Origin of the sequence: Streptomyces sp. NRRL B-24484, assembly GCF_000717715.1 — a bacterium.
GTDB lineage: Bacteria > Actinomycetota > Actinomycetes > Streptomycetales > Streptomycetaceae > Kitasatospora.
Genome location: NZ_JOAI01000084.1, coordinates 1 through 24,459, shown reverse-complemented (window position 1 = coordinate 24,459; position 24,459 = coordinate 1). Strand labels below are relative to the sequence as shown.

The window sequence follows — 24,459 nt, the reverse complement described above, 5'->3', positions numbered from 1 at the left end:
AGCAGCAACGTCAGCTTCGGACGCACGAATCGGTGGCCGCGCTACTCAGCGGCCACATCGGGCCCTGGACCGTCGACAATGTCCTGGCCCTGCCCGAGGCCACTTCCCAGATCGAGTTGGCGGGCGGAACCCTGCTGGTCAGCGCGAACCCCGACGTCCCACACCAGCGCGCCCGGTCCGCACTCGCCGCCCGGCTCGCCCAAGCAGCAGAAGCTGGGGCTGCGCCGCTCGAGGTGCTGCCCGCAGTCCCTGTGCTCATGCCCGACGGTCTGCTGATCCCGGACCTAATCATTGCCGACGCAGCCGCGGCCGCCGAAGCCACCAGCGCGCTGGACGCCGGTGCCGTCGTAGTCGCGATCGAGATCACCACGCCATCCACGCGCATGAGCGACACCGTGCTCAAGACCGCCCTGTACGCCGCGGCCGGCATCCCGCACCACTGGCGCCTCGGACTCGACCCCGCCCCGCGCCTCTACCTCGAACGCGGAACCTACGTCGACCGCCTCGTCCAAGCCGGCGAAACCACCGCACTCACCGACCCATTCCTATTCGACCTCGACCCAGCAGCGCTGCGCCGGTAGCGCAACAAGCAACTGAGAGGGCGTTCGATGCCGGTTTTAGGCAGCCGCGGGCAGTTTCGGGCGTAGGTATTGTCCGGTTCTGTCCGGGCGGTGCGATCAGAAGTCCGAAAGCCCCGGGTCGTCCGCCGCCGGAGCCGGCCGTTGCAGACCGGCCCTGCCGGGCGGGGCCGGCCTCACGCGCCGTGCCCGGACGTGGCGCGCGTACTCCACCGCCACCGCCCCGGGCACACCGGCAAGGAGGAGGGCGATCCCCACCGGGAGCACCCCCGACCAGAGCGTCGGTGAGACGTACGCGGTGCCGGATGTGCCGTCCACCAGGCGTGCACGGACCGGTTGCGAGCGGACGTCGCCCTCGACGGTGACGTGGAACGACGAGCCGCCGCCTTCGGGGGTGAAGGTGCCCGAGCAGGCCGTCGACGTTCCGGCGTTCGCGACGGTGGCGTCGTACGTCTGGCAGGCGACTTCGGTCACGGTCCCCGGATCGCCCCACAGCGCCGCCCGCAGCTCGCCGCTGAAGTTCGCCAGCACGGCGTAGGCCAGAATCAGCCCGATCAAGCAGGCCAGCACCAGCCACGGTGCGGGCCCGACCTCTTCCGGCCGCTCGCCCTCGACATCCCCACCCTCGCCCATCCCCCACCCCGCCAACGAACATCCACAGTGACCTCTTCGAAATACCCTCGGAGAGCCCTCGTACGCGCCGCGGCTGGCACCCGCTCGCGCGGGGAGGACCACAGCCCCTTCCGCGGCGGCCCGGTGTACCGCGGCTGACCCTGCTCGAACGGGGGTCAGCCGGTGGAGCTGCGCGACGGGATGGCGTGGACGGAGTCCTCCCCGCGCGAGCGGGGTCAGAGATGGCCCGGTGGCTGCGGTCCTCCCCGCGCGAGCGGGGTCAGCCGTTGCAGGTCACCGAGATGGCCCGGTGGCTGCGGTCCTCCCCGCGCGAGCAGGGGTCAGCCGATCCGCACCCCGGACCGGAAGGCCGCCAGGTCCTCCCCGCGCGCGGGGGTCCCGTCAGGAAGAGCTAGCGGATGGACTGCTACCGCCGTGTCGGCAAGGACTGGCTTGCTGAGCAGCTCGCCCGCGAGGTCCTGCAGGCGAGCACCGACTACGACGGCACCGAACGCGCACCTATGCGCAACGCCGTGGCCCGGGTCACTCTCGGCGTCGTCGCCGCCCGCGCCGGCAACCTCGAGGCTGCCATCTCCTACGGCGAGCAAGCTCTCGGCGGCACCCGCCGCTCCATCCCCTCGCTCGTCGTGGTCTCCGAGGACCTCCGCACCGTCCTGCAGCAGCAGTACGGTGGGCAGGGCGACGCCGAGGACTTCCTCGGCCACTTCCGATCTCTCCGGGCGGCCTGACAGGTAGTGCATGTACGTGGCGGTGCCGTTGCGTCTGGGGTAGTAAAAAACCGTTGTTGACGACGTGCCGCTGGCCGCCTGGGAGCTATCCCTGCAAGTACCGGGCAGACCGTTCGAAACCGAGCTGCGGACCGAGCCATCTCCGCGGGTGCGGAGCCAACGGTTTGTGCGGCGGCCAGACATGAGAACCGCCGACCTCGATCCGCCGCCCCCGCGCCGGCAGCGGCCCGACGCTGCCGGCGCGCCGTGACGGGAGGCCACGGCGCCACGGACATCCGCCGCCGTACGGCGCCCTGCAGCGTTGGTTGTTTCAGGGGTGGTCGGTGGTGACGGACAGGCGCACCGTAGTGCCGGGGGTCACGACCGTGCCTGCCGCAGGCTGGCTGGCGATCACTGTTCCGGTGGGCTTGGACCGGTCGGTGAGCAGGCGTACCTCGGGCTTCAGTCCCACGGCGGCCAGTACGGCCTCGGCCTGTGCCCGGTCGGTGCCGACCACGATGGGGACGGGAACGGGGGGCCCGCCGGGACGGGGAGGGGTGCCGTGGCCGGGCGCCGACGGTGAACCGGTCGGGGCGGGCGAGGACGTGCCGGACGCGGGGAGGGGCGAGGTGGTGGTACTCGGACCGGAGGCCGGGGGAGTCCGGGACAGCCCGCCGCCGTGGGGTAGGGCGAAGGCCCAACCGGCCAGGACGGCCACGGCGGCCGCGGAGGCCGCGACCGCGAGCAGAGTACGCCTGCGGCGGGTCCGGCGGACCATGGAACCGGCGTCGAAGACGGGCGCGGGGGCCTGGCCGGCGAAACCGTTCATCGCCTGGATCAGTGTCCTTCCGAAGTCCGAGTCCGAGCCCTGGCCAGGGCCGGAGTCGGGCCGGCCGTCGGGCAGGGGCGGGGTCATCGCGCACCTCCGAAGTGCGGCAGGGCGGCCGGGTGGGTGTCCGCTGCGGCACGCGCGCGCAGCTTGGCCAGTCCGCGGGCGAGTTGGGAGCGGACGGTTCCGGGTGAGACGCCCAGCGTCTCGGCTATCTCCAGGTCGTCCAGGTCGTGCAGGTAGCGCAGCACGACCACCGTGCGCATCCCGATCGGCAGCGCGTGCAGGGCCTGCAGGAGTTCATCGCGCACCTCCACCGCCCGATAGGGGTCCCGCGCATCCGGCCGCGCGTCGAGGTCCACGTCGGCGTGCTCCCCGCCGCGCCGCAGGCTGCGCCATCGGTCGTTCGCGAGGTTCACGACGATCCGGCGGACGTACGCCTCCGGCGAGTCCGCCACCGCGACCCGGTTCCAGTGCCGGCAGGCCCGTTCCAGAGCCTCCTGCAGCAGGTCCTCCGCCATTTCCCGATGTCCCGTCAATACATAGGCGGTCCGGAACAGCGCTGCCGAGCGCTGTTCGACGAACTCCACGAAGTCGATCCGCCGGCTCCGTGCACCGCGTCCGAAGAGCCTCATTGGCTGCTCGCCGATGTCTGCATCGCACCCCTCCTCAAGTGATCCCGTCTCCACGACGACCCGATGCCGTCGAATGCTGCACCGTGGAGCCCGAAGTGGCGCACGTCACGGTCGCGTCCGCCTTCCGCCCTACCGGCAGCAGCCGACAGTGCCAGCCCCGCCGAGCGAGGGGACCGGTCCCCCACCCCGATCACGCCACCACTCACCGACAACCCCAAATACCAGCAACTCCGCCAACAGATGCGCGACCACGCCATCGCCCCTGAAGTCACACTCGACCAAGCCGCAGCCCACCTCACCGCCGATCGCGACCAGTGCTTCCACGGACACCGAGGCTGGCTCCGCGAGCCCAACAAGGCCGGCCCACCGCGGCCGAAGAGAACCAGCGCCCGGAGACCGACGCCCGCGCCCACGCCCGCGAGCAGCTCGCCCGCCACCACGCCGCCCTCACCGCCACCCGTCCCCGTCGTCAGGGCTGTCCTGGAGCCGGATGAAGAAGAGCCACGGCTCTTCGACCTGCGCTGTTGTGTTCGGGAATGATGCAGTCCCGCCGAGATACTCCCCCAGGTCGGCGCCGAAGAAGTCGATGTCGTCAGGACTGTCGCCGCGCATGAACGCCTCCCACGCCACGTCGCGGGCCACCTGCCGCTCGAGGTGATCCGGCACTGTCGCGAAGTCCACGTAGAACTCGACGGGGATCTCCTCTTCGGCGGGGCCCCACCGCCACAGGGTTCGACCGCGGGTGTCGGGATCTCCGATGGACGCGAACGGCGGGATCCGGCCGCCAGGCTGCACAAGCAGCAGCCCGTCGCCGTCCTGCGGGCCGAGGCCCCCCATGATGCGGCCGTCCTCTCCGACAAAGAGGTACGCGAGTCGGAGCTCGTCCCCAGGCACCGGAAACTGGCCGACGAACACCAGAGGACGGGCAGTGACCGGATCAAGTGGCCAGCAGGGCTCGTCGAGCCAGACCGGGTCGCCGCCGAGCTTCGCGACCGGCGCGGTAATGGGCTCGTCCGCTGCCCGGAGCGTCAGGGTCAGCCGCGGCAAGAACGCCGCCTCATAGGGGCCGCGCGCCCCCGCAACTGGTCGCGAAAACATGGCGAGAGCCTACGACTCCGCAACGACAGACCAGGGCAGGTGTCCGCACTCGGCCCGGCCGTAGCCGCGCGGCGTCCCTCGGCCGCCTACAACGTCACAAGATCAGCGACAGAGCCGGTTTCGGCCCACGGTGTCAGTGCGGTGGTCGGGGAGGTCACCGGCCGGTCGAGCACGGTCGAGCACGGTCGGGTGGCGGTGGTCCGACCGTGGACCTGCGAGCGGGGCCAGCCCCTGACCACGGGTCAGTCCAGCTACGGCAGGCCCGGGCGGGTATCGCCTGTTTCTGATCATCAGGCACAGGCACGGATCAGAGCACGAGCGTGCCCAGGTCGCGTACGGTGTCGGCGAGCGCGCGGATCGCGTCGTTCTCGGCCTCGCCGCGCCAGACCAGCACGTAGCTGAGGGTGGCCAGATCGGGCACCGGCAGCCATCGGATGTTCGGCATGCCCCAGTACCGGGTCACGTGGCCGGGGAAGGTCTGCACGATGTCGCCCATCGAGATCAGGCTGATCAACTCGTCCGGGCCTCGCACCAGATGGGGACGCTCGATGGCACGGCCGCCCGGAGTGTGGAAGGGCAGGTAGCTGTCCTCCCAGTAGCCCGGAACACCGGTGGTGGTGGCGTGCGCGAAATCCGCGAACGCCTCCAGCGGCGCGGTGTCGCGCCCGGCGAGCTCGTGGTGGTCGGCCACGGCCAGCACCCGACGGTCTGCGAGCAGTGCCGGACCGACGGTCAGATCCGCTTCCTCCACCGGAAGCCAGGCGACGAAAACGTCCATGTCGCCGTCGCGCAGCGCGCCGAACGGGTCGGCGTACGGCGCCGGTCTGATCTGCAGCTCCCACCGGGGATGGCGCCTGCGGAACGCACGCCAGTAGTGGTGCAGGTCGACGATGTTGAACGGCATCATGCCGACCCGCAGCCGCCCGGTCACGCCCCGCCCGGCCATCCTGGCCCGCTCCAGCGACTCGTGCAGACCCGTGTACACCGGCAGCAGATCGTCGCGCAGTTGCCGGCCGACTTCGGTCAGCCGGACCGTACGACTGGTGCGCTCGAACAGCACGGCACCGATCCGGCGCTCCTGCTTCTTGAGGGCCTGGCTGACTCGCGCCTGGGATACGCGCAGACGTTCGGCGGCCCGGCCGAAGTGCAACTCCTCGGCGAGCACCAGGAAGATCTCGATGTCCCGGAATTCCACTTCGCCCCCCGTGTCCTCGACCGATAACCCCACGGTTGTCGATCAGCGCGGAAGTTTACGTTGATCGGATGACGGTGCGCCGCAAGGCTGGACGACATGGAACCACGCATGAGGAACCCCGCGTTCGTCCTGCCCGACGCGATGAAGGGCATCGGCAGCATCATCAAGGCCGTCGGCCAGGGCGGAATCACGCACGAGCTGCAGGAGATCGTCGCGCTCCGCGCCAGCCAGCTCAACGGCTGCAGCGCCTGCGTCCACGCCCACGTGCAGAACCTGCGCAAGGCGGGCGAGAGCGAGGATCGGATCGCCGCGGTCGCCGCCTGGCGGGAGGCCCCGTTCTACACCGACGCCGAACGCGCCGCACTCGAACTCGCCGAACAGGCCACCAGACTGGCCGACCGTTCCAAGGACGCGGTGCCCGACGAACTGTGGGACCGCCTGCGCGGCCACTACGACGAGGAGCAGCTCTCCGCGCTGATCCTGCTGATCGGCGTCACCAACTTCTTCAACCGCCTCAACTCCGTGGTCCGCGAGCCAGCTGGCACCTCCTGGGGCTGATCCACCCACCCTCACCACGAACCGGCACAAGGCCACGCCCAACCACTGCCCGAAAACGCGGTACCAATGCCGGACGGCCGGCCGCCGGTGCGGCCCACCGGCCGAATCCGGCACGCCGGTCTCATGCGTCGGGCCAGAGCCAACAGATTGAACCTCCCGCCGACACCGGCAGGGCCGGGCCGCTCTGCTGTCGGAGGGCCGAGAACATCCAGCAGACCCCGCGGCGCCTCCTCGCCACTAGGCCGCCCTGCGGCAGGACGTCGGCGGCGGCCGCCGGGTGGCCGCCGTTGCCGTTGCCGACGGCCTCGGCCTCCGGCAGGACCGGACAGCACCACGCTCGCGACCGGTCTCCGTCTCACCGGCGAACACACCCGCCGGGGCGGCTTCCGGGCCCTGCCCGATGCCCGGCCGGGCACACGACCACCCCCACAGGCACCACGTAACCACCATGCACAAGGAGAAAGACATGAAGGCACACGTCAGCTCGATCCTTCTCGGCGTCCGGGACATGGACCGGGCCAAGCAGTTCTACACCGAGGGACTCGGCTGGAAGATCCAGAACGACTTCGGCATCTCGGTGTTCTTCGAGTCGGACGGCGCCTCGCCCGTCGGCTTCTACAGCCGCGAAGGCCTGGCCGACCAGGTGGGCACCGGCCCGGAAGGCAGCGGCTTCAGCGGACTGGTTCTCACCTACGTCGTCCGCAGCCAGACGCGGGTCGACGAGATCATGGCAGAGGCCGAGAAGGCCGGCGCCACGATCCTCAAGCCCGCCGGCGCCCTGCCATGGGGCGGCTACGGCGGCACCTTCGCCGACCCGGACGGCTACATCTGGAGCCTCGGCTACAGCGCCCAGGGAACCGACCAGCCCTACGCCGAGTAGCCGCGATCTCCGTCTCACAGCCGTTCGGGACGGCAGGGCGCGTGCCGCTGCCGTCCCGGACGGCTGTGACCCGGGCGCGGGAATCGGGAGCGACGATCGGCGCCGCGCCGGGCGGGCCGGATCCGCGGTGAACCGACAGGACAGCTGAGAGAAGATCATGAGGTTTCGCACGCACGTCGAGCCACCTGAGCCCATGCGGCCCTCTGAGCCCTTGGCGACCCACCACACATCGGTCAGGCGCGCCGTCTCGCATGCCCGCCGCGCGGCCAGCAAGGCCACTGCACGCTGGACCTCGGAACCCGCGGCAGCGAGGGCGTGCACCAGGTCGCTGTCGAAGCGGAGCAGACCGCGGACATTGCTCCCGCGGACGCGGCGCAGCCTCTCGCTCGGCAGCCTGCCGCCCCACTCCCACCTCTCTTACGAGCTGGTGCGTGATTGCGGCGGGGATGTGTCGGCCTGAGCCAGGTGTGGCTCAGGTGGTGGCGGTGCGGTCGGAGACGAGGCCGGCGATGGCGAGGTAGGTCTCCGGGAGCGTGTCGCGGCGGGGGGTCCAGCGAGTCAGACCCTTCCACCGCTTGTGGTCGGCGAGGGCGTATTCGACCGGGATGCGCTGCGAGGAGTGCTGGTGGCGGTCCCGTTCGCGTGCCTCGTGGACTTCCGGCAGGCAGATCTTGTTCGCCTTCCGCGGCGGGGTGACCGCCTGGCCGGGGTGATCCCTCCGCAGCCCCAAGTATCCGTCATCGAGCAGGACTTGGATCTCTGGAAATTGGCGGAACAGGTCGTCGACGCCTTCGCCGCGGATGGCGGTCGCGTCGTGCATGCGTCCGGGGCGGAGGTTGCCGGCCCATAGGGTGCGGCCCGCCTCGTCGGCGACGACGGTGGCCTTCATGATGGTGTTCTGCTTCTTCTTGCCGGACACGAAAGCCCGCCGCCCGCCGCGGTGGCCGGCTGGGCGGCGGACCTGGACCTCGGTCGCGTCCATTCGCAGCACCACCCCTTCGGCCTGGGCGTAGGCGAAGACGTCCGCGAGGGTCCGCAGCCGGATCCCGGGACGGTCGGGCACCGCGAAGCCGCGCCGGGCGAGCAGGCCGCGTATCTCGGCGACGGCCCGGGTGATCGTAGAGCGGTCGACGCCGAACAGCAGGCCAAGGACTGCGTGCGGGAGATCGTGTCGCAGATGGATCAGCGTCGCGGCCACTCGGTCGGTGGACACCAGCCGGTGCTTGGCGCCCGCACCCGCAGCCCGGCGCCGCACACCACCACGGATCGCATGCCGCCTGCCCTCGACCACCGCCTGCCACGGCGAGGCGAGCTCAACAAACCAGATCCGCCAGATGCCCACGCGAGACACCGGTCAGCACCCGATGGGCAAGGACCGCACGGTTCACCATGATCGCCACAGAGGGAGATCATGCCGCGCCAGCCGATCAAGCCCAACCCGACGCAATCACGCACCAGTTCGTTAGGGCTCGCAGAGAATCAACGTGTTGCTTCCTGCTCTTCGGCTCGCTGGTCTGGTATGCGCATCTCCGAGTCGATCCGTGGCCAACTCGCCCTGAAGTTCGAGGTGTTGTTCCCGCACCTGGACGAGCGGCAGCGGCGTCTGATGATGGCGGCCGAGGCCCGGTTGCTGGGTCACGGCGGGATCCGGGCGGTCGCGCAGGCGGCCGGCGTCAGCGAGACCACGGTCCGCAAGGGTGTGGACGAGCTGGAATCCGGGGCGGAACCGTTGGGGCGGGTCCGCCGGCCCGGCGGCGGTCGGAAGAGGGCTGCGGAGGTGAACCAGGGACTGCGGCCGGCGCTGCTGGCCCTGGTGGAACCGGATGAGCGCGGGGATCCGATGTCGCCGCTGCGCTGGACGGTGAAGTCGACCAGGAAACTCGCCGGCGAGCCGACCCGGCAGGGACACCGAGTGGGCGCCGACACGGTCGGTGACCTGCTGCGGGAGGAAGGCTTCAGCCTGCAGGCCAACGCCAGGACCGTCGAAGGATCGCAGCACCCGGACCGCGACGCCCAGTTCCGCTACATCAACGAGCGGGCCACGGCCCACATGGCCTGCGCTCGCGGGGGGCGAGCGAGGTCGACCTCGCGACTGGGCACGGGTCCGGGCACCGCGCTCACCTCCTGACGGGAGGTAAGATTGTGGCGCTCGCATCCGAATTTTAGGTATAAGAGCAGCAGAGAGCGTGCGGTACCCCTTTGTGACGCGGAAGGGGTCGACAGCACGTTAGGTCACTCTCAATGGGGCGCCTGTATGCGCCCTTTGTTTCCGTCTCTGTGTATGACTACTCCAAGGAATGATCAAGTTTGCCCGGGGTGGGCAGGGGGTGTGGCTCGGCACAGGATCGGCGCTAAGGGTTGTCCCGTAAACAATCACGTGGCGCGTGATGTTGTCCGCGCCACGTGATCCGTGGTGTCAGCGCAGGTTGGTCGCCCAGTCCGACAAGGTGGCGAAGTCAGCGGCAGTCAGCCCAGTCCGGGGATCCACCTGGTGCAGGAGGGCCGGGCCGTCATGGTGGGCTTGGACCCACGCGCGATCCGCGTCGGTGATCTGGTCGTCGACCCACGCGAACGGACGGCCCTGGGCCCACGCGACGATCTCCGGTGTCTTCCAGAACACGCCGCCTTCCGGCTGAAGCCGTGGTTCGGACCAGGTGATGACCGGCAATGTGGGCAGCCGCAGCAGGGGCGCAAGGAAGTCGTTGGCCTCCTCTTCCCAGGTCGTCGCCCAGACAAGGTCGAAGGGGAGCTCCGCCAGCGCCTGCCCGTGGTCCGGGTTGAGCCAGACCCGCAGCGGCTTGGCCGGCTTGTTGGGCAGTCCCCACTCGGTGAGCCGACGCCGCTCGGCCGCCTCCCATCGCGGTGTCAGCAGCCGGTGCGTCGCATAGCCCTCGGGACGCCTGTACGGCTTTGCCGCGTACGGATTCAGCGGTCCGTCGACGTCCACCAGCAACACCGGCCGCATCAGCCCACCCCCTGGGATCGTTCCCGCACAGTACCGGCCGCTGACGCGAAGACCCAGCGCATTTCCTCACCCCACAGGCTGCCGGCTTACGGTGAAATGATCTCGTCGTGGCTGGTGTGATCACGGCGTCGGAGCCGTCCTGGATAGGTCCGTTCACCGGGCTCGGCCCGCGCGACTTCCAGAAGCTGGTCGCGATGCTCCGCCGCGAGGGGGCCGAGAGGGTGCGCCGGGGCCGCCCGTGGAGCCTGCCGCTGGAGGACCGGATTCTGCTGGTCGCCGCCTACTGGCGCACGAACCTGACATTGAGGCAGCTCGCGCCGCTTTTCGGCATCTCGAAGTCGGCGGCTGGCCGGATCATCGACCACCTCGGGCCCCTGCTCGCGCTCAACCCCCGGCGCCGGTTCCGCAAGGGCACCGTGCTGATCGTGGACGGCACCCTGGTTCCCACCCGCGACCACACGATCGCCGAGCAGTCGAAGAACTACCGATACTCCACCAACCACCAGGTCGTCATCGACGCCCACACCCGGCTGGTCGTCGCTGTCGGCAAGCCCCTGCCGGGCAACCGGAACGACTGCAAGGCATGGGAGGAGTCCGGCGCGAAGGCCGCCGTCGGCCGGACGACGACCATCGCCGACGGCGGCTATCCGGGCACCGGACTCGTGATCCCGCACCGCCGACCGCGCGGCGGCGAGCTCACCGAGTGGCAAGCCGAACACAACCGCGAGCACAAACAGGTCCGCGCCCGCGTCGAGCACGTCTTCGCCCGGATGAAGACCTGGAAGATCCTCCGCGACTGCCGCCTCAAGGGCGACGGCGTCCACCACGCCATGCTCGGCATCGCCCGCCTACACAACCTCATCCAGGCCGCGTAGGCGAAGCCCACCCAGAAGCGAATCACACCGCCCGATCCGCTGGAGATCAATTACGGGACGACCCTTAGCCAGCGCCAGAGGACGTGCTCGCGTCGGCAGTCACTCAGTTTGAGACCACGAAGTCGGTGGTCGGACTGAGGCTGCCATTTCGCCGGTTCGACCACCAGAAAATTCTGGAAGGGTTGATTCACCCGGTGGACTGGAACTACATCACCCTGGTTCTGCTCGCGATCTTCAGCCTGCTCGGCTTGGCCGTCATGCTGGTCATCGCATTCCTGAAGCAGCTCCCGGAGCTCGCGGACGCCCTGCGCAAGGCGATTGACGCCTTCAGCGGACCGGGCGGGCCGGCTGCCCAGTGAAGCCGTGATCGGGACCTGGGCGCGAAACTCAGGTCCCGGTTAGACCTTACCGCCGGTCATGAAGTGCACGGCCAGCCAGTGAACCTCTTTTCATCCTGAGTTTTCGCAGGTGAGGAGGGTGTGGACGGCGGCGACGGTGCGGCTGATGCGGTTGGTCGAGCAGCGGGTCGCGGTTGTACTGCTTGTAGTGCTCGGGGAGTTCGTGATGGTTGTAATAGGGGATGCGGACGGTGGCGCCGGCACCTTGGTAGGCGCGGTCCGCCAGTACCAGGATTTCCCTGGTCAGGCGGGCCTGGACGATGCCGTGGGCGCGGGCGGCGGTCAGGTCGTGGGTGCGGCCGGGCAGGGCTCGGGAGAACCACAGCGGGGTCCCGTCCGGCCTGGCGATGACCTGCACGTTCATTCCGTGCTTGCGGTGTTTTTGCGAGTAGTACGGCTCGTCCGCGGCGATCCGGTCGGTCGGGATCAGGGTGCCGTCCACGATGACGAAGTCGCCCTCGCCCAGTCCGACCAGCGCCTCGCGCAGGCCCGGCGCCCATGTGGCCAGGACCTCCACCGTCTCGTCCACGTACCGCCAGGCGGTCGTCTCCGAGACGCCGAAGCCGGCTGCGACCTGGGCGAGCGTCTCGTTCTTGCGTAGATGGGCCAGGACCAGCAGGGCCTGCTTGAAGCAACCGAGCCTGCGCCAGCGAGAGTTCAGTTCACGCCTTCGGGTGTAGATCAGCCAGGAGACGTGCTCGACCAGCTCGTGCGGGACGTCGAGCATGGCAGGATACGGAACCAACAGGGCCCCTCGGCGACGACGTGATGAGTGGAATCACCACGCCAACGACGAGGGGCCCTGCCACGTCACCGACACCCCAACTGACCAGGCCATTTCATCCTCCAGCACAGGATGAAAGACGCTCACTGGCGGACCGCGCCTACCAAGGCAGTACAACCGCGACCACGCCCGCCTCAGGGCCTCCGGCGAACGTGCCTTCGCCCGACTCAAGTCCTGGCGGATCTTCCGCAAAGCCCGCTGCTCGACAATATGCCGTCGTTATGACGGATCGTCGACGGTATCCGAGCGACCTGTCCGATGCCCGCTGGGCCCTGGTCGAGCCCCCCCTCACCGTCTGGCGCCGGGCCCGGACCGAACGGGCCCTCGCGTTCGGCCGACCACCCGAGCACGAACTGCGCGACCTGCTGGACGCCATCCTCTACGTCGATCGCACCGGCATCCCCTGGCGCTACCTCCCGCACGACTACCCGCCCTGGGAAACCGTCTACGCCTACTTCGCCCGATGGCAGAAGGAGGGGGTGTTCGAGCAGCTCAACGGCCTGTTACGCCGCCTCGTCCGCACCCGCGAGGGGCGCAGTCCTGAGCCGACGGCCTGCATCGTCGACTCGCAGAGCGTGAAGACCTCCACGAACGTCCCCGCCGCCACCCAGGGCGCCGATGTCGGGAAGCGGATCGTCGGCAGGAAACGCAACATCGTCACCGACACGATCGGCCTGCTGCTCGTGGTGCTGGTCACCGCCGCGAGCGTCCAGGACAACGCCGCCGGCCGACAGCTCCTGACCCAGATGGCGGCCGAGCACCCCACCGTACGCAAGGCCTGGGCGGACATGGGCTACAAGAACGCCGTCGTCGAACACGCCGCCACCCTGGGCATCGACCTCGAGATCGTCCGCCGCGACCCCACCACCAGGGGATTCGTCGTCCAACCCCGCCGCTGGGTCGTCGAGCGCACCTTCGGCTGGCTCATGAACCACCGACGCCTCGCCCGCGACTACGAAGCACTCCCAGCCCGCTCCGAAGCCATGGTCCACGTCGCGATGATCAGTCTCATGACCCGTCGCCTCACCGGCGAGAGCACGCCGACCTGGCGCGGAACCTGACGTCCAAAGTCGGGGACGAAACGCCCAGTGACACCGCCCACAGGCATACCGTCCGGCTATGAGCCCTCGAAATGAATCCCGCCCGCTGATGATCCTCGTGAAGGCTGAGGATGGGCGCATCGTCTTTAATGTCCAGCAGATCGAGCGGAGCGCTGGCGCGTACGACCCGATTGTCAGCACACACTGCGAAAGCGATACGGGCATCAGGAGCAAGACGCACGCCGAGCACGTTGCTGATACCCGAGGTTATGACCTGCAACGGCAGGGCCAGGTTTGGGACAGACTCACGGACGACGACTAACCAGTGGCGGAGTCTCAGCCCCGCCGGTGCGACCGGGCGGTGCACGGGTGCCACCTGGATATCCACAAGGTAAATTAATGCTGAGACGAAAAGGTAAGCCCGAACAATCTTTGTTCACTGCGGGCCATAATTTAATCTACGGTCGACAGTTTTCACTGATTCGCGACAGGCGGGTGTGGTGTAGTTTTCCCGCCCCGCCATGGCGGCCTCCAGATGCGCCCTGGCTATCAGGGGTGCATACTGGCCATGTAGGATTTTTCGGCAGGGACATCACCCGCCTCAAAAGGTGGTGACGAGATAGTAGATTTCCCCCTCGTCATCCAGGGAAGACCCGCAGATCTTCGCTGCAGAAACGCACCTGTGGGAGAAAACAGACGGGTTCAAGGAATCACTCCCGTGCGAAGGAGGGTACGGAATGACTTGGCACTACAACGACCTTACGAACGCTAGTGGCGGCGTACTGTCGGCCGGTAATCCCGTCGGCTATGCCACGGACGCCGACAAGACGCAGCATGTGGCCTACCGCGGCACCGACAGCCACATCCACCAACTGTCGTTCAACGGGGCCTGGCATCACACGGATCTCACTCGTGCGGTACAAGGCACTCCGCCCAACTCGGTGGGCGATCCCGTTGCCGGTGCCTGGGGCAGGACCACGAGTGTGGTCTACCGAGGCACCGACAGCCACATCCACCAACTGTCGTTCAACGGAGAGTGGCTGCACACCGATCTCACCGGCGCGGCACAACCTAATCCGCCGAACGCAGTTGCCGATCCTGGCGCCGTTTACCGCCAGATAGTGCCAGACGACCCTGCCGTTCTCTACCGCGCAATCGACAGTCACCTCCACGAACTGTCTTGGTCCGACAACCAGTGGGACGATGCAGATCTCACCGTGGTCATCGAGCCCCGGAATGCCCCCCCGAAAGCAGCCGGCGACGCAACAGCCGTCTACTACTGGCCACAGGAGAACGGCATCCACGTTGTCTACCGCGGCACCAACGGCCACCTTTACCTGCTCTCGCTCCACGGCCATGCTGGCAACCAATACCACGGGGACATCACCAGCGCGGCCGTCGGCGATGCCCCTGCCGCGGTCGGCAACCCCGGCGGCGCCGCGTGGAATGACCCAGAGGAACAGCACGTGGTCTACCGCGCCAACAACGGTCGTCTTCACGAGCTGTTGGGGACATTTTCGGGTATCGATGCATGGCGCCACAACGACTTATCCGACGCCGTCGGCGTCTCCCTTAATGCAGCTGGCGACCCTGCCGTGTACGCCTGGGAGGTCGACAAGACCCTGCACGTTGTCTACTCCGGCACCGACGACCACATCCACGAACTGGCGTTCAATGATCAGTGGCGCCACAACGATCTGTCCGACGCTACAGGCGCTCCGCCGAACGCGGCCGGTGACCCTAGCGTCTATGCCTGTAATAGCGATAAAACCCTGCACGTGGTCTACCACGGGACCGACAATCACCTTCACGAACTCTGCTTGGAAGCTTAGATCGACCGGCAAATGGTGAGGCTGGTCGTCGGCTGAGCTCAGTGATTGAGTCCCTGCGCGTGGGAGAGCGCTATGACAAAGATCCCGGCCGTGGAGATTGCTACAAATCCGCCGCCAATGATGCGTACGGTCCTCGGCGTAGCCCCAGAGGTCAGGGAGTAGGAGTCAAGGAGATCGAAGATCCTCTCCGCCAGCCCTCCGAAGTTGCATGCGGCAAGGAGCCCTCCGCCAATGGCAATGACGAACCAGAGAGCCACGAGAATCAGCCTGGCCACTTCCATCTCCAATCGACCGCTGTTCGCCGCGGCTCCTGCTTGTGTGCGGGGAGTATCGCGCGGGTAGCAGAGCGACTCTGGCTGGTGTCCGGGCTGAGCCAATCGCGAAGAGCCGCCACCAGCACACTCCAGGCTGAGCGGGGTGGCCCCCTCCTCGATCGGGCAGCTTCGCCGCACCCGGGTTCTGGGGGCTCGGCTCCTGCCTCCAGGTCGGCCACTTTTGCGCGCGGTCGAAGGCCGGGCCCCAGGTTCCGGGTACGCCCTTGGGTGTCCGGTCGAGGAGGGGGCCGTCCCGCGACCCCGTACCCTCACCACATTGACGATGCGCCTGCCCCCTCCCCCTCCGAGATAAGGCCGGGGTCTGGGGCGGAGCCCCATGCTTCTCTCTGCCGCTCCTTGCGGCACCGCCGGCCGCCGCGCACGCCGAGGTGAAGACAGGAGGCGGGCGAGTGCCGCGCCGCGCTTGCGCGGCGCCTTGATGAAGTAGCGAAACTCGTAACAACTCCTCCTGTCGGCAGCGGCTCAAAATTTGGGTTCTGGACAGGCCACCACCAGCCACGACACCGAAAACGCCAAACCCCTGACAGCAACAAACGACATGCGCTAACAGCACCGCCCGGACCCCGACCATCCATACCAGGCGACACCACCACGACCAGCACAAACGACAACCATGACAGCACCCAAACGACAAACCACGACAGTCAACACCGGGCAGCCAACCAGCAGAAACAAGACCTCAACCACTGCCAAAACACCGACGCCCCACCACTGCCACTCCCCCGACGCGCACCAAGAAACTCACTGTTAGCAGATCCCGCCTCAGGTCCTGTGCCCATCTCCGAAAACCGCATCGAATTCGGGGAATCAGGTTCTGATGATAACGGAATTCTGCACCGGCCACGCAGAGGGACGACCATCCCAGGGGGCCGGCGTCGTGCTGGCGCCGGCCCCCTGGGATGGTCATGGATGGTCAGCCGAAGTTCTCGGTGAGCTGCTCGATGATCCAGTCGGTGACGGAGCGGGTGACGCCGGAGGCGGCGCCGCGGGCGATCTGCCCGGCGAGGTGTTCGCCGGGCGTCTCGGCTTCGGCCGGGACGTGGTGGGGTGCGGTCGGCTGGACGGGGATTGCCGTGCTGTGCGGGGTCTTGTCGGTGTGGGTGTGCCACTGCTTGCTGAACATCAGGTCCTCCCCTGGCGGGTTGTGGTGAGTGCGGGTCAGCCGGCCGGCTTGGCCACCACGATCCCGGCCAGGAAAGGCCTGGAGCCGATCTGCAGATACACCCGGATCATCCCGGAAACACCCCCGCATCCCCCCAGGTGAGCACTAGGGTGAGAGGCCGGTCCGGCGGACGATCGCGGACCGATGCGGACGGGCGCGGGCTACTGCGGACCATCCTGGAACGGCATGCGCTCTGGACGGCTCGGTGAGCCACTCCTCGGGGCCGTCCACCTGCGCGGTGGGAGGAGAACGCTGCGGCCGGCCGCTGTGGGCTGGCAGTCAGCAAGGGGGTACATACGTTGGCCGGTGAGAGCGCAGAGTCGCAGCGGGTGCTGCGGGAGTTCGGGCAGCGCCTGGACCAGCTCCGCCGGGACGCTGGCAACCCCAGCGGACCCCAGCTCATCGCGGCCGATGAGGACGGGAAACTCACGGGGACGGCGATCAGCGAGCTTCAAAAAGGCCGGGCAGGCGTCTTCCGCGTGTACGACTGGGAATTCGTTTCCGCGTTCGTCTGCGCCTGCAGGAAACACGACGAAAGCACCGTGAAAGTCCTTACCGCGGCCCGCACCGACCTCGTCGAATGGAAAAACTCCTACACCCGGATGGTCACACTTGCCGAAGAATTCGACCGCGCCAGCAAAGAGAAAATCCCGGGCACCGCACCGGACGGTCCTTCCGTCCCGTCGGCGTCCCCCGAGTTGCCGCCGCTCCCCCCACTTCCAGGGGTCGCGGCGGGATTCACCGGACGCGGGAAGGAACTGGACGACCTGCTCACTCTGCTCGACCCACTCGGAGACCCGGAGCCCGAGTGCCCCGGAACCGTTGCTGCCGCGGTAGTGGTGACGGCGGCGGTGCGGGGCATGGGCGGGATCGGCAAGACCACACTCGCCCTCGCCGCCGGCCACCGCGCCCTCGTGGACGGGGCGTTCACCGGAGCCGTCTTCCTCGACCTGCGCGGCTACGACGACACACCGACCGACGCCGGGCGCGCCTTGGACGACGTCCTGCGCCAACTCGGCGTCGACACCTCCCAGATCCCCCCGGAAGAAGCCCAGCGCGCAGCCCTCTACCGCGCCGAGCTTGCCACCCGTACCCGGGCCGGGGAGCGGGTGCTGGTGATTGCCGACAACGTCTCCGCCGCCAGCCAGGTCGAGCACCTGGTACCGGCGGGTCCGCACCGTCTCCTGGTCACCTCACGGGACGAGTTCGCGGCCGTGCTCGGTGCGCGTTTGGTTGATCTCGATGTCCTCGCTCCGGAGCAAGCCGTTGGTCTGGTCGACGCCGCGGTGCGGCTGGTTCTGCCTCGCGACGGCCGGATCGCCGCCGACCCCATCGGCACGGCCAGGGTTGCGGAGCTGTGCGGGTATTTGCCGCTGGCTTTGCAGATCGCCGCCGCGCAGCTTGTCGCTGACCGTTCGCTGAAGCTGGCCGCGCTCGCCGACGAGCTGCATGACCCGGCGGAGCGGCTGGATGTGCTGGACGATGGCTCGCGTGCCGTGCGCGGTGTCCTGGAACGGTCGGTGCGGCGTCTAACGGCGCCGCAGGAGGAGTTGTTTCGGCTGCTTGCGGTGGTCCCGGGGCCAGATATGTCGCTGGAGGCGGTCGTGGCGCTCAGCGGGGTGGGTAAGGCCAGGGACATCCGGATGCGGCTGGCTGCGCTGGTCAGGGGGAGCCTGGTGCGGCAGGACCCGGACAGTGGCCGGTGGAGCATGCACGACCTCGTCCGCGCCTACGCCACCGAACAAGCCCAGCAAAGCCCGCAGGCCAGTGCCAAAGCCCTCACCCATCTCCTCAACTACTACGCCCGCACGGTGCAAGCCGCCGACGCCCACCTCAACCTCAGCACGGGCGGGGACAAGAACCGCTTCCCCAACCGGGGCACAGCGATGGAATGGTTGGATGCAGAGCGCGCCAACCTCGTGGCCGCCGTCCACACCGCGCACGCCTCCGGCCACCACGAGGTCACCATGAGCCTGGCCCACTTCCTGGGGGGATACCTGCGTTCGCGTCGGTATTTGCAGGACGCCCTGGACGTTGCCACGCTTGCCCGCAACGCGGCCACCTCTCTCGGAGACCGCCATGGCGAAGGCCGGGCGTGGAACAACCTCGGCCTCGCCCTCCGGGAGTTGCGGCGCTTCGACGACGCCCTCAACGCCCACCAACACGCCCTCGACATCTACCGCGACCTCGGCGACCGCCGTGCCGAAGGCAGTGCGTGGAACAACCTCGGCTCCGTTCTCAAGGGGTTGCGGCGCTTCGACGACGCCCTCAACGCCATCCAACACGCCCTCGACATCCGCCGGGACCTCGGCGACCGCCACCTCGAAGCCACGGCCTGGAACAACCTCGGCCTCGCCCTCAGAGGGCTGCGGCGTTTCGACGAAGCACTCAACGCCCACCAGCACGCCCTCGACATCCACCGCGACCTCGGCGACCGCCACCTCGAAGGCGGGGCGTGGAACAACCTCGGCAACGCTCTGGCGGAGTTGCGGCGCTTCGACGACGCCCTCAACACCTACCAGCACGCCCTCGACATCCACCACGACCTCGGCGACCGCCACCTCGAAGGCATGGCCTGGAACAACCTCGGCAACGCTCTGGCGGAGTTGCGGCGCTTCGACGACGCCCTCAACGCCCACCAGCACGCCCTCGACATCCACCACGACCTCGGCGACCGCCACCTCGAAGGCCGGGCGTGGAACAACCTCGGCACCGTTCTCAAGCGGTTGCGGCGCTTCGACGACGCCCTCAACGCTCACCAACACGCCCTCGACATCCGCCAAGCCCTCGGCGACCGCCATGGCGAAGGCGGGGTGTGGAACAACCTCGGCACCGCATTGCGGGGGGCGGGAGAGGTGGAGCGGGCGGTGGAGGCCGGTGAGCGTGCTGTCGCCGTGTTCCATGAGCTGGACGACGCGTACCACGAGGGTGAGGCGCTCGGCGAACTCGCCGACACCCTGCAGGCAGCCGGACGCCCGGCCGGCGAGGTCCGGGCTACGCGCGAGGCCTCCGCCGAGGCCTACCGGCGGGCCGGCGCCGAGGCTGAAGCCGAGGAAGAGCTGGGAAAGGCCAACGAATAGCCGACCCAACCTGACACGGTCAGGGGCAGAAGAAGCGGCGCCGAGGCGCGGTCGGAGCAGGTGTCGGCGCAGCAAGGACGGGGTGGTGGCTGGGGGGCAGCGGCCTGGCCGAGGTCGGGGAAGGGGATACTCCCGTCGAGGCCGACCTTGCGTTCAGCCTCCCGGCTCGCTCGGCTTCGTCGCGACGCAGGGTGGGCGGCGTAGCCGTCGGGGTTGGCGAGGGCCTGGGTGAGGGGATGCGGGACCTGCTGGCGGCGATCGGCATCGCCGAGGACCCCGAGCTGGTGGCGGCGAGGGCCGCGGCGGAGGCGAAGCCGAAGACGTCCCGCACGGACCGGTTCCGGATCCACCTCGCGGCGCTCGCCGAGCGGGAGGGGCATGCGAGGGAGGGACGTCGTTGGGTATCTGGCTCAACAACACTCGGGCCCGGAGCGACAAGCTCACCGCGGAGCAGCTCGGACAGCTGGAGGCTCTGGGCGTGGCCTGGTAGGCGGCCGCATTCGTCTGGGCAAAGCATCGTACTCGGCTGGCTGGACACCGAGTTGTCGGGCTGTTCCAGATGGGGCCGGGATCAGATGGCGAGGCCGTAGCGGCATAATCGCCGCCGCCGTGATCACCGGACCGTCGGAGGCCCCCTTGTCCTCGCTGCACGACTTCGCCACCTGGGAGCCCCTGCTGCGGCTCCTACGGGCAGCCCACGCGGAGCGTCTCGCCGTACCGGGTGGCCACGTGGCGGGGAGGATCGGCCGCGGCTCGTGGAGCATGCCCCTGCGGAGAGGGTCGCTCCGGGCCATGCTGACGTCCGGCGTGCCGATGCCGGACAGCCGGGAGGAGTTCACCGCGACCAACCGGGTACGGCAGGCGCTCGTACCGGCCAGGGTCGATGACATCGCGTTCACCGTGGAGATCGCCCCAAGCGGGCGGACGGTGCTCCAATTGTTCGACTACGGCCCCGCCGCCGAACCCGGCTCCGGCAGCGCCCACCCGGGCGCGCTGATCCTGACCGAGGGCGCCGTACCCGAGCCGTGGCGCCGCCTGCCCGAGGCGGTGCCAGATGCACGGCCGGCCCCGTCCGTGGACCTGGCCCTGCTGGAACGAACGCTCCGCGGGCGGATCCCCGGCGAGAACGGCGCCACCGAGGAGGAGATCCCCGCCGCGGAGGCGAGCCTCGGCGTGGCGCTGCCCGAGGAGATCAAGGTGCTCTACCGGGTGACTCACGCACGGTGGCAGGACTGGAGGAACGACTACGAGGCGAAGTCCCGCGTCTTCGCCGCGGTCGGCTTCGAGCTCGGGGCCCTGAACAGCCTCGCCATCGCCGACGCCTCGGAGCGTGCCCTGCCGTGGAAGTACGCGGCGATGGAGGTGGCCCTCACCTCGCCCGACGCCGCCGTGCAGGACCTGGTCGTCTCGCCCGGATGGATCGTCATCGGCGACACCGGTGGCGGCAACCGAATCGCCGTCGACCTGACCCCGGGCCCCCGCGGCCACACCGGGCAGATCATCGTGCTCGACCACGAACAGAGCATCGGCGCCCACCTGCTCGCCGAATCCCTCACCGACCTGGTACTGCACCCGGACCGGGACCGGGAACCCCGCCGGAGACGGAACCTCCACCCGCTGCCCTTCGTGGCGAGCGTCCATCACCAGAACCACGTCGAGGCCGCCGTCCACCCAGATCTGGAGGTCCTCGGCATCGGCGCGCAGGACGGCGAACCGTTCAGCCTGGCCCCCTTCTACGGGCTGCCCCGCCTGCGCACCCTGTCCGCCCACCCAGGGGCACTCCCCGACCCGCTGGAAATCGCCGAGCTGACCGGACTGGAGTTCCTGGAACTGGCCCCGCAGGACCGGCGCGTCCTGCTCGACGCCGACGCCGTCCCGCACGACCTGTCGGCCGCCGCCATCAGGGTGCACGGCGACCGGGACCCCGCCCGATCATCGCCTTGGCCAACGAGATCCTCACCCTCCGAGACCGCCCCCTCATCACAGAGACCCTCATCGACGGCAGCCTCGGCCCCCTGCCATAGCCCTGCGGCCGATCAACAGCAAGAACCCGCCGGCAGCTGCCATCCACCCCGCTATAACAGGCGACAACCAGGCGTCACCGGGCAACGACACCATCCTTCACCACCAACCCGCCACCAGCCTTCACCACATCCCTCCCTGACCAGCACCAGCCAGGACACCAACCACTGAAAACAGGTGACGCACCACCACCGCAACCCACACGCCGCATATGGGAGTGTCAAATCAACGGATCTGTCCCGTAATCGGTGGTAATGGGCTGTGACTCAGGCGAGGAGGAGGGTGTGTCCAGCGACTGGTGTATCTCGTGTTGTGTGAGTTACCGGCGGCCGAGGGAGAGCCGGCCGTCGAAGGCGATGTCGAAGGCCTGGAGTGCGGGCTTCCAGCGCATGGTCCAGCGTTTGCGGCCCTGCCCGGTGGGGTCCAGGCTCATGACGGCCATGTAGACGCACTTGAGCGCCGCGGCCTCGTTCAGGAAGTGTCCGCGGGCGCGGACAGCCTTTCGGATGCGGGCGTTCACGCTCTCGATCGCGTTGGTCGTGCAGACGACCCGCCGGATCTCCGCGTCGAACTGGAGGAACGGCACGAACTCGGCCCAGGCGTTCGACCAGAGTCGAACGATCGCCGGATACTTGGCGCCCCATTCCTCCTGGAAGTCCAGGAACCGGTCCTCGGCGGCGTCGGCGGTCGGCGCGGTGCAAATCGGCTTGAGTGCGCGGGAGATCTTGTCCCAGTCCTGGCGGGCCGCGTATCGAAACGATGCCCGCATGAGGTGAACCACGCAAGTCCGGGTGATGGCCTGCGGCCAGACCGTGCCGATGGCGTCGGGCAGGCCCTTGAGTCCGTCGCAGACGACCATGCACACGTCTTCGACGCCGCGGTTCTTGATCTCGGTCAGGACCTGGAGCCAGTACTTGGCGCCCTCGCCGCCGTCGCCGGCCCACAGGCCCAGGATGTCGCGGGTGCCGTCGACGGTCACCGCGAGGGCGATGTAGATCGGCCGGTTGGCGACCTGCCCGTCGCGGACCTTCACGTGGATGCAGTCGATGAAGATCACCGGGTAGATCGCGTCGAGCGGGCCGTTCTGCCATTCGGCCATCCCGTCCATGACCTTGTCGGTGATGGTGGAGATGGTCGACTTGGACACGCTCGCCCCGTAGACCTCGGCCAGGTGCGCGGAGATGTCACCGTGCGTCAGACCCCGCGCGGACAGCGAAAGCACCATCTCGTCGACGCCGGTCAGCCGCCGCTGGCGCTTCTTGACGATCTGCGGATCGAAGCTGCCCTCGCGATCTCGAGGCACCTCGATCTCGACCGGGCCGACGTCGGTGAGCACGGTCTTGGCCCGGACGCCGTTGCGGCTGTTGCCGCTGCCCGCGCCGGCCCGGTCGTGCTTCTCGTAGCCGAGGTGGTCGGTGGTCTCGCCCTCCAGGGCGGACTCCAGCACCCGCTTCGTCAGCTGCTGCAGCAGCCCGCCCTCGCCGGTCAACTGGAGCCCGCTCGCGCGGGCCCGGTCGACCAGCTGCCCGATCAACTGGTCGTCCAGCAGGTCCGCCGACAGCTCGACCGGCCGAACCTCTTCAACCGCCTCAACCGAGGCGATCACGTCGCTCATCAGGTGCTCTTCCTTGATCGGGAGATACACCGGCCACCGTACAGACCCACGCGGTACACGCGAGGAGTAGCGATCGGGGGTTGGGGTGTGCTGCCCGGTAGTCATTTGCGCCGGATGGGGTGCGGTGGGCGGGGGCAGCCGTAGGTGATCTCCTCGAACGCCCAGGGGTAGTGGTAGTGGGCGTTGCTGATCGGCCACTTGGGTTTGGCGGGTGCGGGGGCGGGATTTGCTGCGAGGGGTGGGCGGTTGTGGTGGGCGGAGTCTGCAGACCTCGGCGAGGTTGGTCAGGTGGGGGTGGCCGCCTTGGTAAGGGTCGCCGAAGAGGGGTCGGCCGGCGGCGTTCGCGAGAGCGGAGAGGTGGAGGGCAGCACGGAGCAGCGGTTGGGCCCGGGGTGGTACCGGGTGGGTCAGATCGTGAGTCACACCTCGTCATGATCGCGGTGGCCACTGTCATCTCCGCGAGCCCCGTCTCCGCGCTGACCAGTACCGACAGCACCAAGGGCACGAACTACAGCTGCCGTGTCTGTAGGTCACCCACTAGCGGAAGGGTCAGGGCGGCCTGGTGGTGGGGTCCGTTGTGGCCGTCGTCGTGGGTGATGAAGCGGACGCCGGGCTCGGGGCCGGCGGTGGCGAACAGGACGTCGGCGCGGAAGGCGTGGCCGAGTGCCTGCAGGATGTCGGGGGTCGGGTCGGCGCCGGAGCATTCGATGTCCTCGACCTGGTCCTCGGTGAGGCCGGCCGCCTCGGCGAGGTCGGCCTCCGTCCAGCTACGGACGGTGCGCTGCTCGTACACGGCGCCGGCCAGCGCCATCCGCCAGCCAGCGGCGGCGTAGCCAGGGTGCTGCTCCCAGCCGTCGGCATCAAGCTGCCATCGGCTGTGCACGTCGCTCGCCCTCACCGCCGGCCCTTCTTCGCGGTCCTGTTGGGCGACGTAACGCAGCATCCACTCCCGGCCGTGCACCGGCGGAGTGCCGTAGTTGGCGCGGGAAAGGTTCATCAGCGCCAGTGTCTCGACCGCGTCGTCCGGGGCCTCCTCCGGTGTCGGAGTGGCCAGGCCGAACAGCACGCGGCCCCGGCAGGAACTCCGAAAGGTCCTTGCCGGGGCCGCCCACAGGTCACCCGAGCGGTTACGCAGAGTACTAGGCCGTGTTTCGAAAGTGGGTTCGGGGCGTGGAATGATCGCGGTCCGTGGCACGTGGAGACATGACTGACGAGCAGTGGGCCCGGCTGGAGCCCTT

General features: G+C 68.6%; 21 protein-coding genes and 5 pseudogenes. 14 read left to right on the top strand and 12 right to left on the bottom strand.

Annotated elements, in window-relative coordinates:
- Positions 1-32 precede the first annotated feature (32 nt).
- Entirely contained in the window at positions 33-581 is a 549-nt protein-coding gene (locus IE98_RS0140440) for a Uma2 family endonuclease (RefSeq protein WP_030277605.1), read from the top strand.
- 96 nt (positions 582-677) lie between these two features.
- On the opposite strand, the gene IE98_RS0140435 is transcribed toward IE98_RS0140440, so the two are convergent.
- Entirely contained in the window at positions 678-1,211 is a 534-nt protein-coding gene (locus IE98_RS0140435; RefSeq protein ID WP_030277603.1) for a hypothetical protein, read from the bottom strand.
- Between the two features lie 398 nt (positions 1,212-1,609).
- Here IE98_RS0140435 and IE98_RS0140430 point away from each other — a divergent pair, with 398 nt between their 5' ends.
- A complete protein-coding gene (locus IE98_RS0140430) occupies positions 1,610-1,939 on the top strand; it encodes a tetratricopeptide repeat protein (RefSeq protein WP_030277601.1) in 330 nt (109 codons plus the stop codon).
- A gap of 310 nt (positions 1,940-2,249) precedes the next feature.
- Here IE98_RS0140430 and IE98_RS0140425 read toward each other — a convergent pair whose 3' ends face one another.
- From IE98_RS0140425 to IE98_RS0140410, 4 genes are all read right to left on the bottom strand, one after another.
- A complete protein-coding gene (locus tag IE98_RS0140425; protein ID WP_030277599.1) occupies positions 2,250-2,834 on the bottom strand; it encodes a PASTA domain-containing protein in 585 nt (194 codons plus the stop codon).
- A complete protein-coding gene (locus tag IE98_RS0140420) occupies positions 2,831-3,337 on the bottom strand; it encodes a SigE family RNA polymerase sigma factor (RefSeq protein ID WP_234443883.1) in 507 nt (168 codons plus the stop codon). The genes IE98_RS0140425 and IE98_RS0140420 overlap by 4 nt, the downstream gene beginning before the upstream one ends.
- Positions 3,338-3,829: 492 nt before the next feature.
- Complete coding sequence (locus tag IE98_RS45550) at positions 3,830-4,480, bottom strand: hypothetical protein (RefSeq protein ID WP_052391588.1); 651 nt, start codon at positions 4,478-4,480, stop codon at positions 3,830-3,832.
- Positions 4,481-4,787: 307 nt separating this feature from the next.
- Entirely contained in the window at positions 4,788-5,708 is a 921-nt protein-coding gene (locus tag IE98_RS0140410; protein WP_234443882.1) for a LysR family transcriptional regulator, read from the bottom strand.
- A gap of 75 nt (positions 5,709-5,783) precedes the next feature.
- Here IE98_RS0140410 and IE98_RS0140405 point away from each other — a divergent pair, with 75 nt between their 5' ends.
- Both IE98_RS0140405 and IE98_RS0140400 read left to right on the top strand, forming a co-directional pair.
- Positions 5,784-6,233 (top strand): carboxymuconolactone decarboxylase family protein, encoded by a 450-nt coding sequence (locus IE98_RS0140405; RefSeq protein WP_234443881.1) that lies wholly within the window; start codon positions 5,784-5,786, stop codon positions 6,231-6,233.
- 466 nt (positions 6,234-6,699) lie between these two features.
- Complete coding sequence (locus IE98_RS0140400; RefSeq protein ID WP_030277588.1) at positions 6,700-7,113, top strand: VOC family protein; 414 nt, start codon at positions 6,700-6,702, stop codon at positions 7,111-7,113.
- A gap of 472 nt (positions 7,114-7,585) precedes the next feature.
- Here IE98_RS0140400 and IE98_RS0140395 read toward each other — a convergent pair.
- Positions 7,586-8,504: pseudogene (locus IE98_RS0140395) on the bottom strand (transposase family protein).
- 128 nt (positions 8,505-8,632) lie between these two features.
- On the opposite strand from IE98_RS0140395, the pseudogene IE98_RS0140390 reads away from it, so the two are divergent.
- Positions 8,633-9,166: pseudogene (locus IE98_RS0140390) on the top strand (ISAzo13-like element transposase-related protein); the annotation flags it as partial.
- A gap of 363 nt (positions 9,167-9,529) precedes the next feature.
- Here the strand turns inward: IE98_RS0140390 and IE98_RS0140385 are convergent.
- Positions 9,530-10,078, bottom strand: coding sequence for an HAD domain-containing protein (locus IE98_RS0140385; RefSeq protein ID WP_030277583.1), 549 nt, complete (start codon positions 10,076-10,078; stop codon positions 9,530-9,532).
- A gap of 107 nt (positions 10,079-10,185) precedes the next feature.
- Between IE98_RS0140385 and IE98_RS0140380 the strand changes: the two genes are divergently transcribed.
- Entirely contained in the window at positions 10,186-10,953 is a 768-nt protein-coding gene (locus IE98_RS0140380) for an IS5/IS1182 family transposase (RefSeq protein WP_030277582.1), read from the top strand.
- Between the two features lie 125 nt (positions 10,954-11,078).
- The gene (locus IE98_RS0140375; protein WP_234443880.1) at positions 11,079-11,312 is read left to right on the top strand and encodes a hypothetical protein; all 234 of its coding nucleotides are present in this window, start codon (positions 11,079-11,081) and stop codon (positions 11,310-11,312) included.
- A gap of 90 nt (positions 11,313-11,402) precedes the next feature.
- On the opposite strand, the pseudogene IE98_RS43940 reads toward IE98_RS0140375, so the two are convergent.
- Positions 11,403-12,136 (bottom strand): annotated as a pseudogene (locus IE98_RS43940) (transposase family protein).
- 108 nt (positions 12,137-12,244) lie between these two features.
- On the opposite strand from IE98_RS43940, the pseudogene IE98_RS48730 reads away from it, so the two are divergent.
- From IE98_RS48730 to IE98_RS0140355, 4 genes and pseudogenes are all read left to right on the top strand, one after another.
- A pseudogene (locus tag IE98_RS48730) lies at positions 12,245-12,343 on the top strand (IS5/IS1182 family transposase); the annotation flags it as partial.
- A 13-nt stretch (positions 12,344-12,356) separates the two neighbouring features.
- Positions 12,357-13,196: an IS5 family transposase gene (locus IE98_RS0140365; protein WP_030277579.1), complete on the top strand. Its 840-nt coding sequence runs from the start codon at positions 12,357-12,359 to the stop codon at positions 13,194-13,196.
- 88 nt (positions 13,197-13,284) lie between these two features.
- Positions 13,285-13,497, top strand: a complete 213-nt coding sequence (locus tag IE98_RS0140360) for a hypothetical protein (RefSeq protein ID WP_030277578.1) — start codon at positions 13,285-13,287, stop codon at positions 13,495-13,497.
- Between the two features lie 415 nt (positions 13,498-13,912).
- Positions 13,913-15,007: a hypothetical protein gene (locus tag IE98_RS0140355; protein ID WP_030277577.1), complete on the top strand. Its 1,095-nt coding sequence runs from the start codon at positions 13,913-13,915 to the stop codon at positions 15,005-15,007.
- Between the two features lie 38 nt (positions 15,008-15,045).
- Here the strand turns inward: IE98_RS0140355 and IE98_RS0140350 are convergent, their stop codons facing one another.
- Both IE98_RS0140350 and IE98_RS0140345 read right to left on the bottom strand, forming a co-directional pair.
- Positions 15,046-15,282 carry a hypothetical protein gene (locus IE98_RS0140350; protein WP_159401233.1) on the bottom strand — a complete coding sequence of 79 codons (237 nt, stop codon included), beginning with the start codon at positions 15,280-15,282 and terminating at the stop codon, positions 15,046-15,048.
- Positions 15,283-16,255: 973 nt separating this feature from the next.
- Positions 16,256-16,465 (bottom strand): hypothetical protein, encoded by a 210-nt coding sequence (locus IE98_RS0140345; RefSeq protein ID WP_030277575.1) that lies wholly within the window; start codon positions 16,463-16,465, stop codon positions 16,256-16,258.
- A gap of 368 nt (positions 16,466-16,833) precedes the next feature.
- Between IE98_RS0140345 and IE98_RS52160 the strand changes: the two genes are divergently transcribed.
- From IE98_RS52160 to IE98_RS43935, 3 genes and pseudogenes are all read left to right on the top strand, one after another.
- Positions 16,834-19,584 (top strand): ATP-binding protein, encoded by a 2,751-nt coding sequence (locus tag IE98_RS52160; protein WP_159401232.1) that lies wholly within the window; start codon positions 16,834-16,836, stop codon positions 19,582-19,584.
- A 397-nt stretch (positions 19,585-19,981) separates the two neighbouring features.
- Positions 19,982-20,074: a helicase associated domain-containing protein gene (locus IE98_RS51705; RefSeq protein ID WP_234443879.1), complete on the top strand. Its 93-nt coding sequence runs from the start codon at positions 19,982-19,984 to the stop codon at positions 20,072-20,074.
- A gap of 146 nt (positions 20,075-20,220) precedes the next feature.
- A pseudogene (locus IE98_RS43935) lies at positions 20,221-21,608 on the top strand (SMI1/KNR4 family protein).
- Between the two features lie 317 nt (positions 21,609-21,925).
- Here IE98_RS43935 and IE98_RS0140325 read toward each other — a convergent pair.
- Both IE98_RS0140325 and IE98_RS43930 read right to left on the bottom strand, forming a co-directional pair.
- The gene (locus tag IE98_RS0140325; protein WP_420706270.1) at positions 21,926-23,212 is read right to left on the bottom strand and encodes an IS256 family transposase; all 1,287 of its coding nucleotides are present in this window, start codon (positions 23,210-23,212) and stop codon (positions 21,926-21,928) included.
- A gap of 517 nt (positions 23,213-23,729) precedes the next feature.
- Positions 23,730-24,218: a helix-turn-helix domain-containing protein gene (locus tag IE98_RS43930; RefSeq protein ID WP_159401231.1), complete on the bottom strand. Its 489-nt coding sequence runs from the start codon at positions 24,216-24,218 to the stop codon at positions 23,730-23,732.
- Between the last annotated feature and the right edge of the window lie 241 nt (positions 24,219-24,459).

Excerpts from the sequence above, each read along its gene's own strand:
- IE98_RS0140400 (WP_030277588.1), top strand. The coding sequence starts at position 6,700 with ATGAAGGCACACGTCAGCTCGATCCTTCTCGGCGTCCGGGACATGGAC.
- IE98_RS0140385 (WP_030277583.1), bottom strand. The coding sequence starts at position 10,078 with ATGCGGCCGGTGTTGCTGGTGGACGTCGACGGACCGCTGAATCCGTAC.
- IE98_RS0140360 (WP_030277578.1), top strand. The coding sequence starts at position 13,285 with ATGATCCTCGTGAAGGCTGAGGATGGGCGCATCGTCTTTAATGTCCAG.
- IE98_RS0140355 (WP_030277577.1), top strand. The coding sequence starts at position 13,913 with ATGACTTGGCACTACAACGACCTTACGAACGCTAGTGGCGGCGTACTG.
- IE98_RS45550 (WP_052391588.1), bottom strand. The coding sequence starts at position 4,480 with ATGTTTTCGCGACCAGTTGCGGGGGCGCGCGGCCCCTATGAGGCGGCG.
- IE98_RS0140425 (WP_030277599.1), bottom strand. The coding sequence starts at position 2,834 with ATGACCCCGCCCCTGCCCGACGGCCGGCCCGACTCCGGCCCTGGCCAG.
- IE98_RS0140435 (WP_030277603.1), bottom strand. The coding sequence starts at position 1,211 with ATGGGCGAGGGTGGGGATGTCGAGGGCGAGCGGCCGGAAGAGGTCGGG.
- IE98_RS43930 (WP_159401231.1), bottom strand. The coding sequence starts at position 24,218 with ATGAACCTTTCCCGCGCCAACTACGGCACTCCGCCGGTGCACGGCCGG.
- IE98_RS0140430 (WP_030277601.1), top strand. The coding sequence starts at position 1,610 with ATGGACTGCTACCGCCGTGTCGGCAAGGACTGGCTTGCTGAGCAGCTC.
- IE98_RS0140345 (WP_030277575.1), bottom strand. The coding sequence starts at position 16,465 with ATGTTCAGCAAGCAGTGGCACACCCACACCGACAAGACCCCGCACAGC.
- IE98_RS0140365 (WP_030277579.1), top strand. The coding sequence starts at position 12,357 with ATGACGGATCGTCGACGGTATCCGAGCGACCTGTCCGATGCCCGCTGG.
- IE98_RS0140405 (WP_234443881.1), top strand. The coding sequence starts at position 5,784 with ATGAGGAACCCCGCGTTCGTCCTGCCCGACGCGATGAAGGGCATCGGC.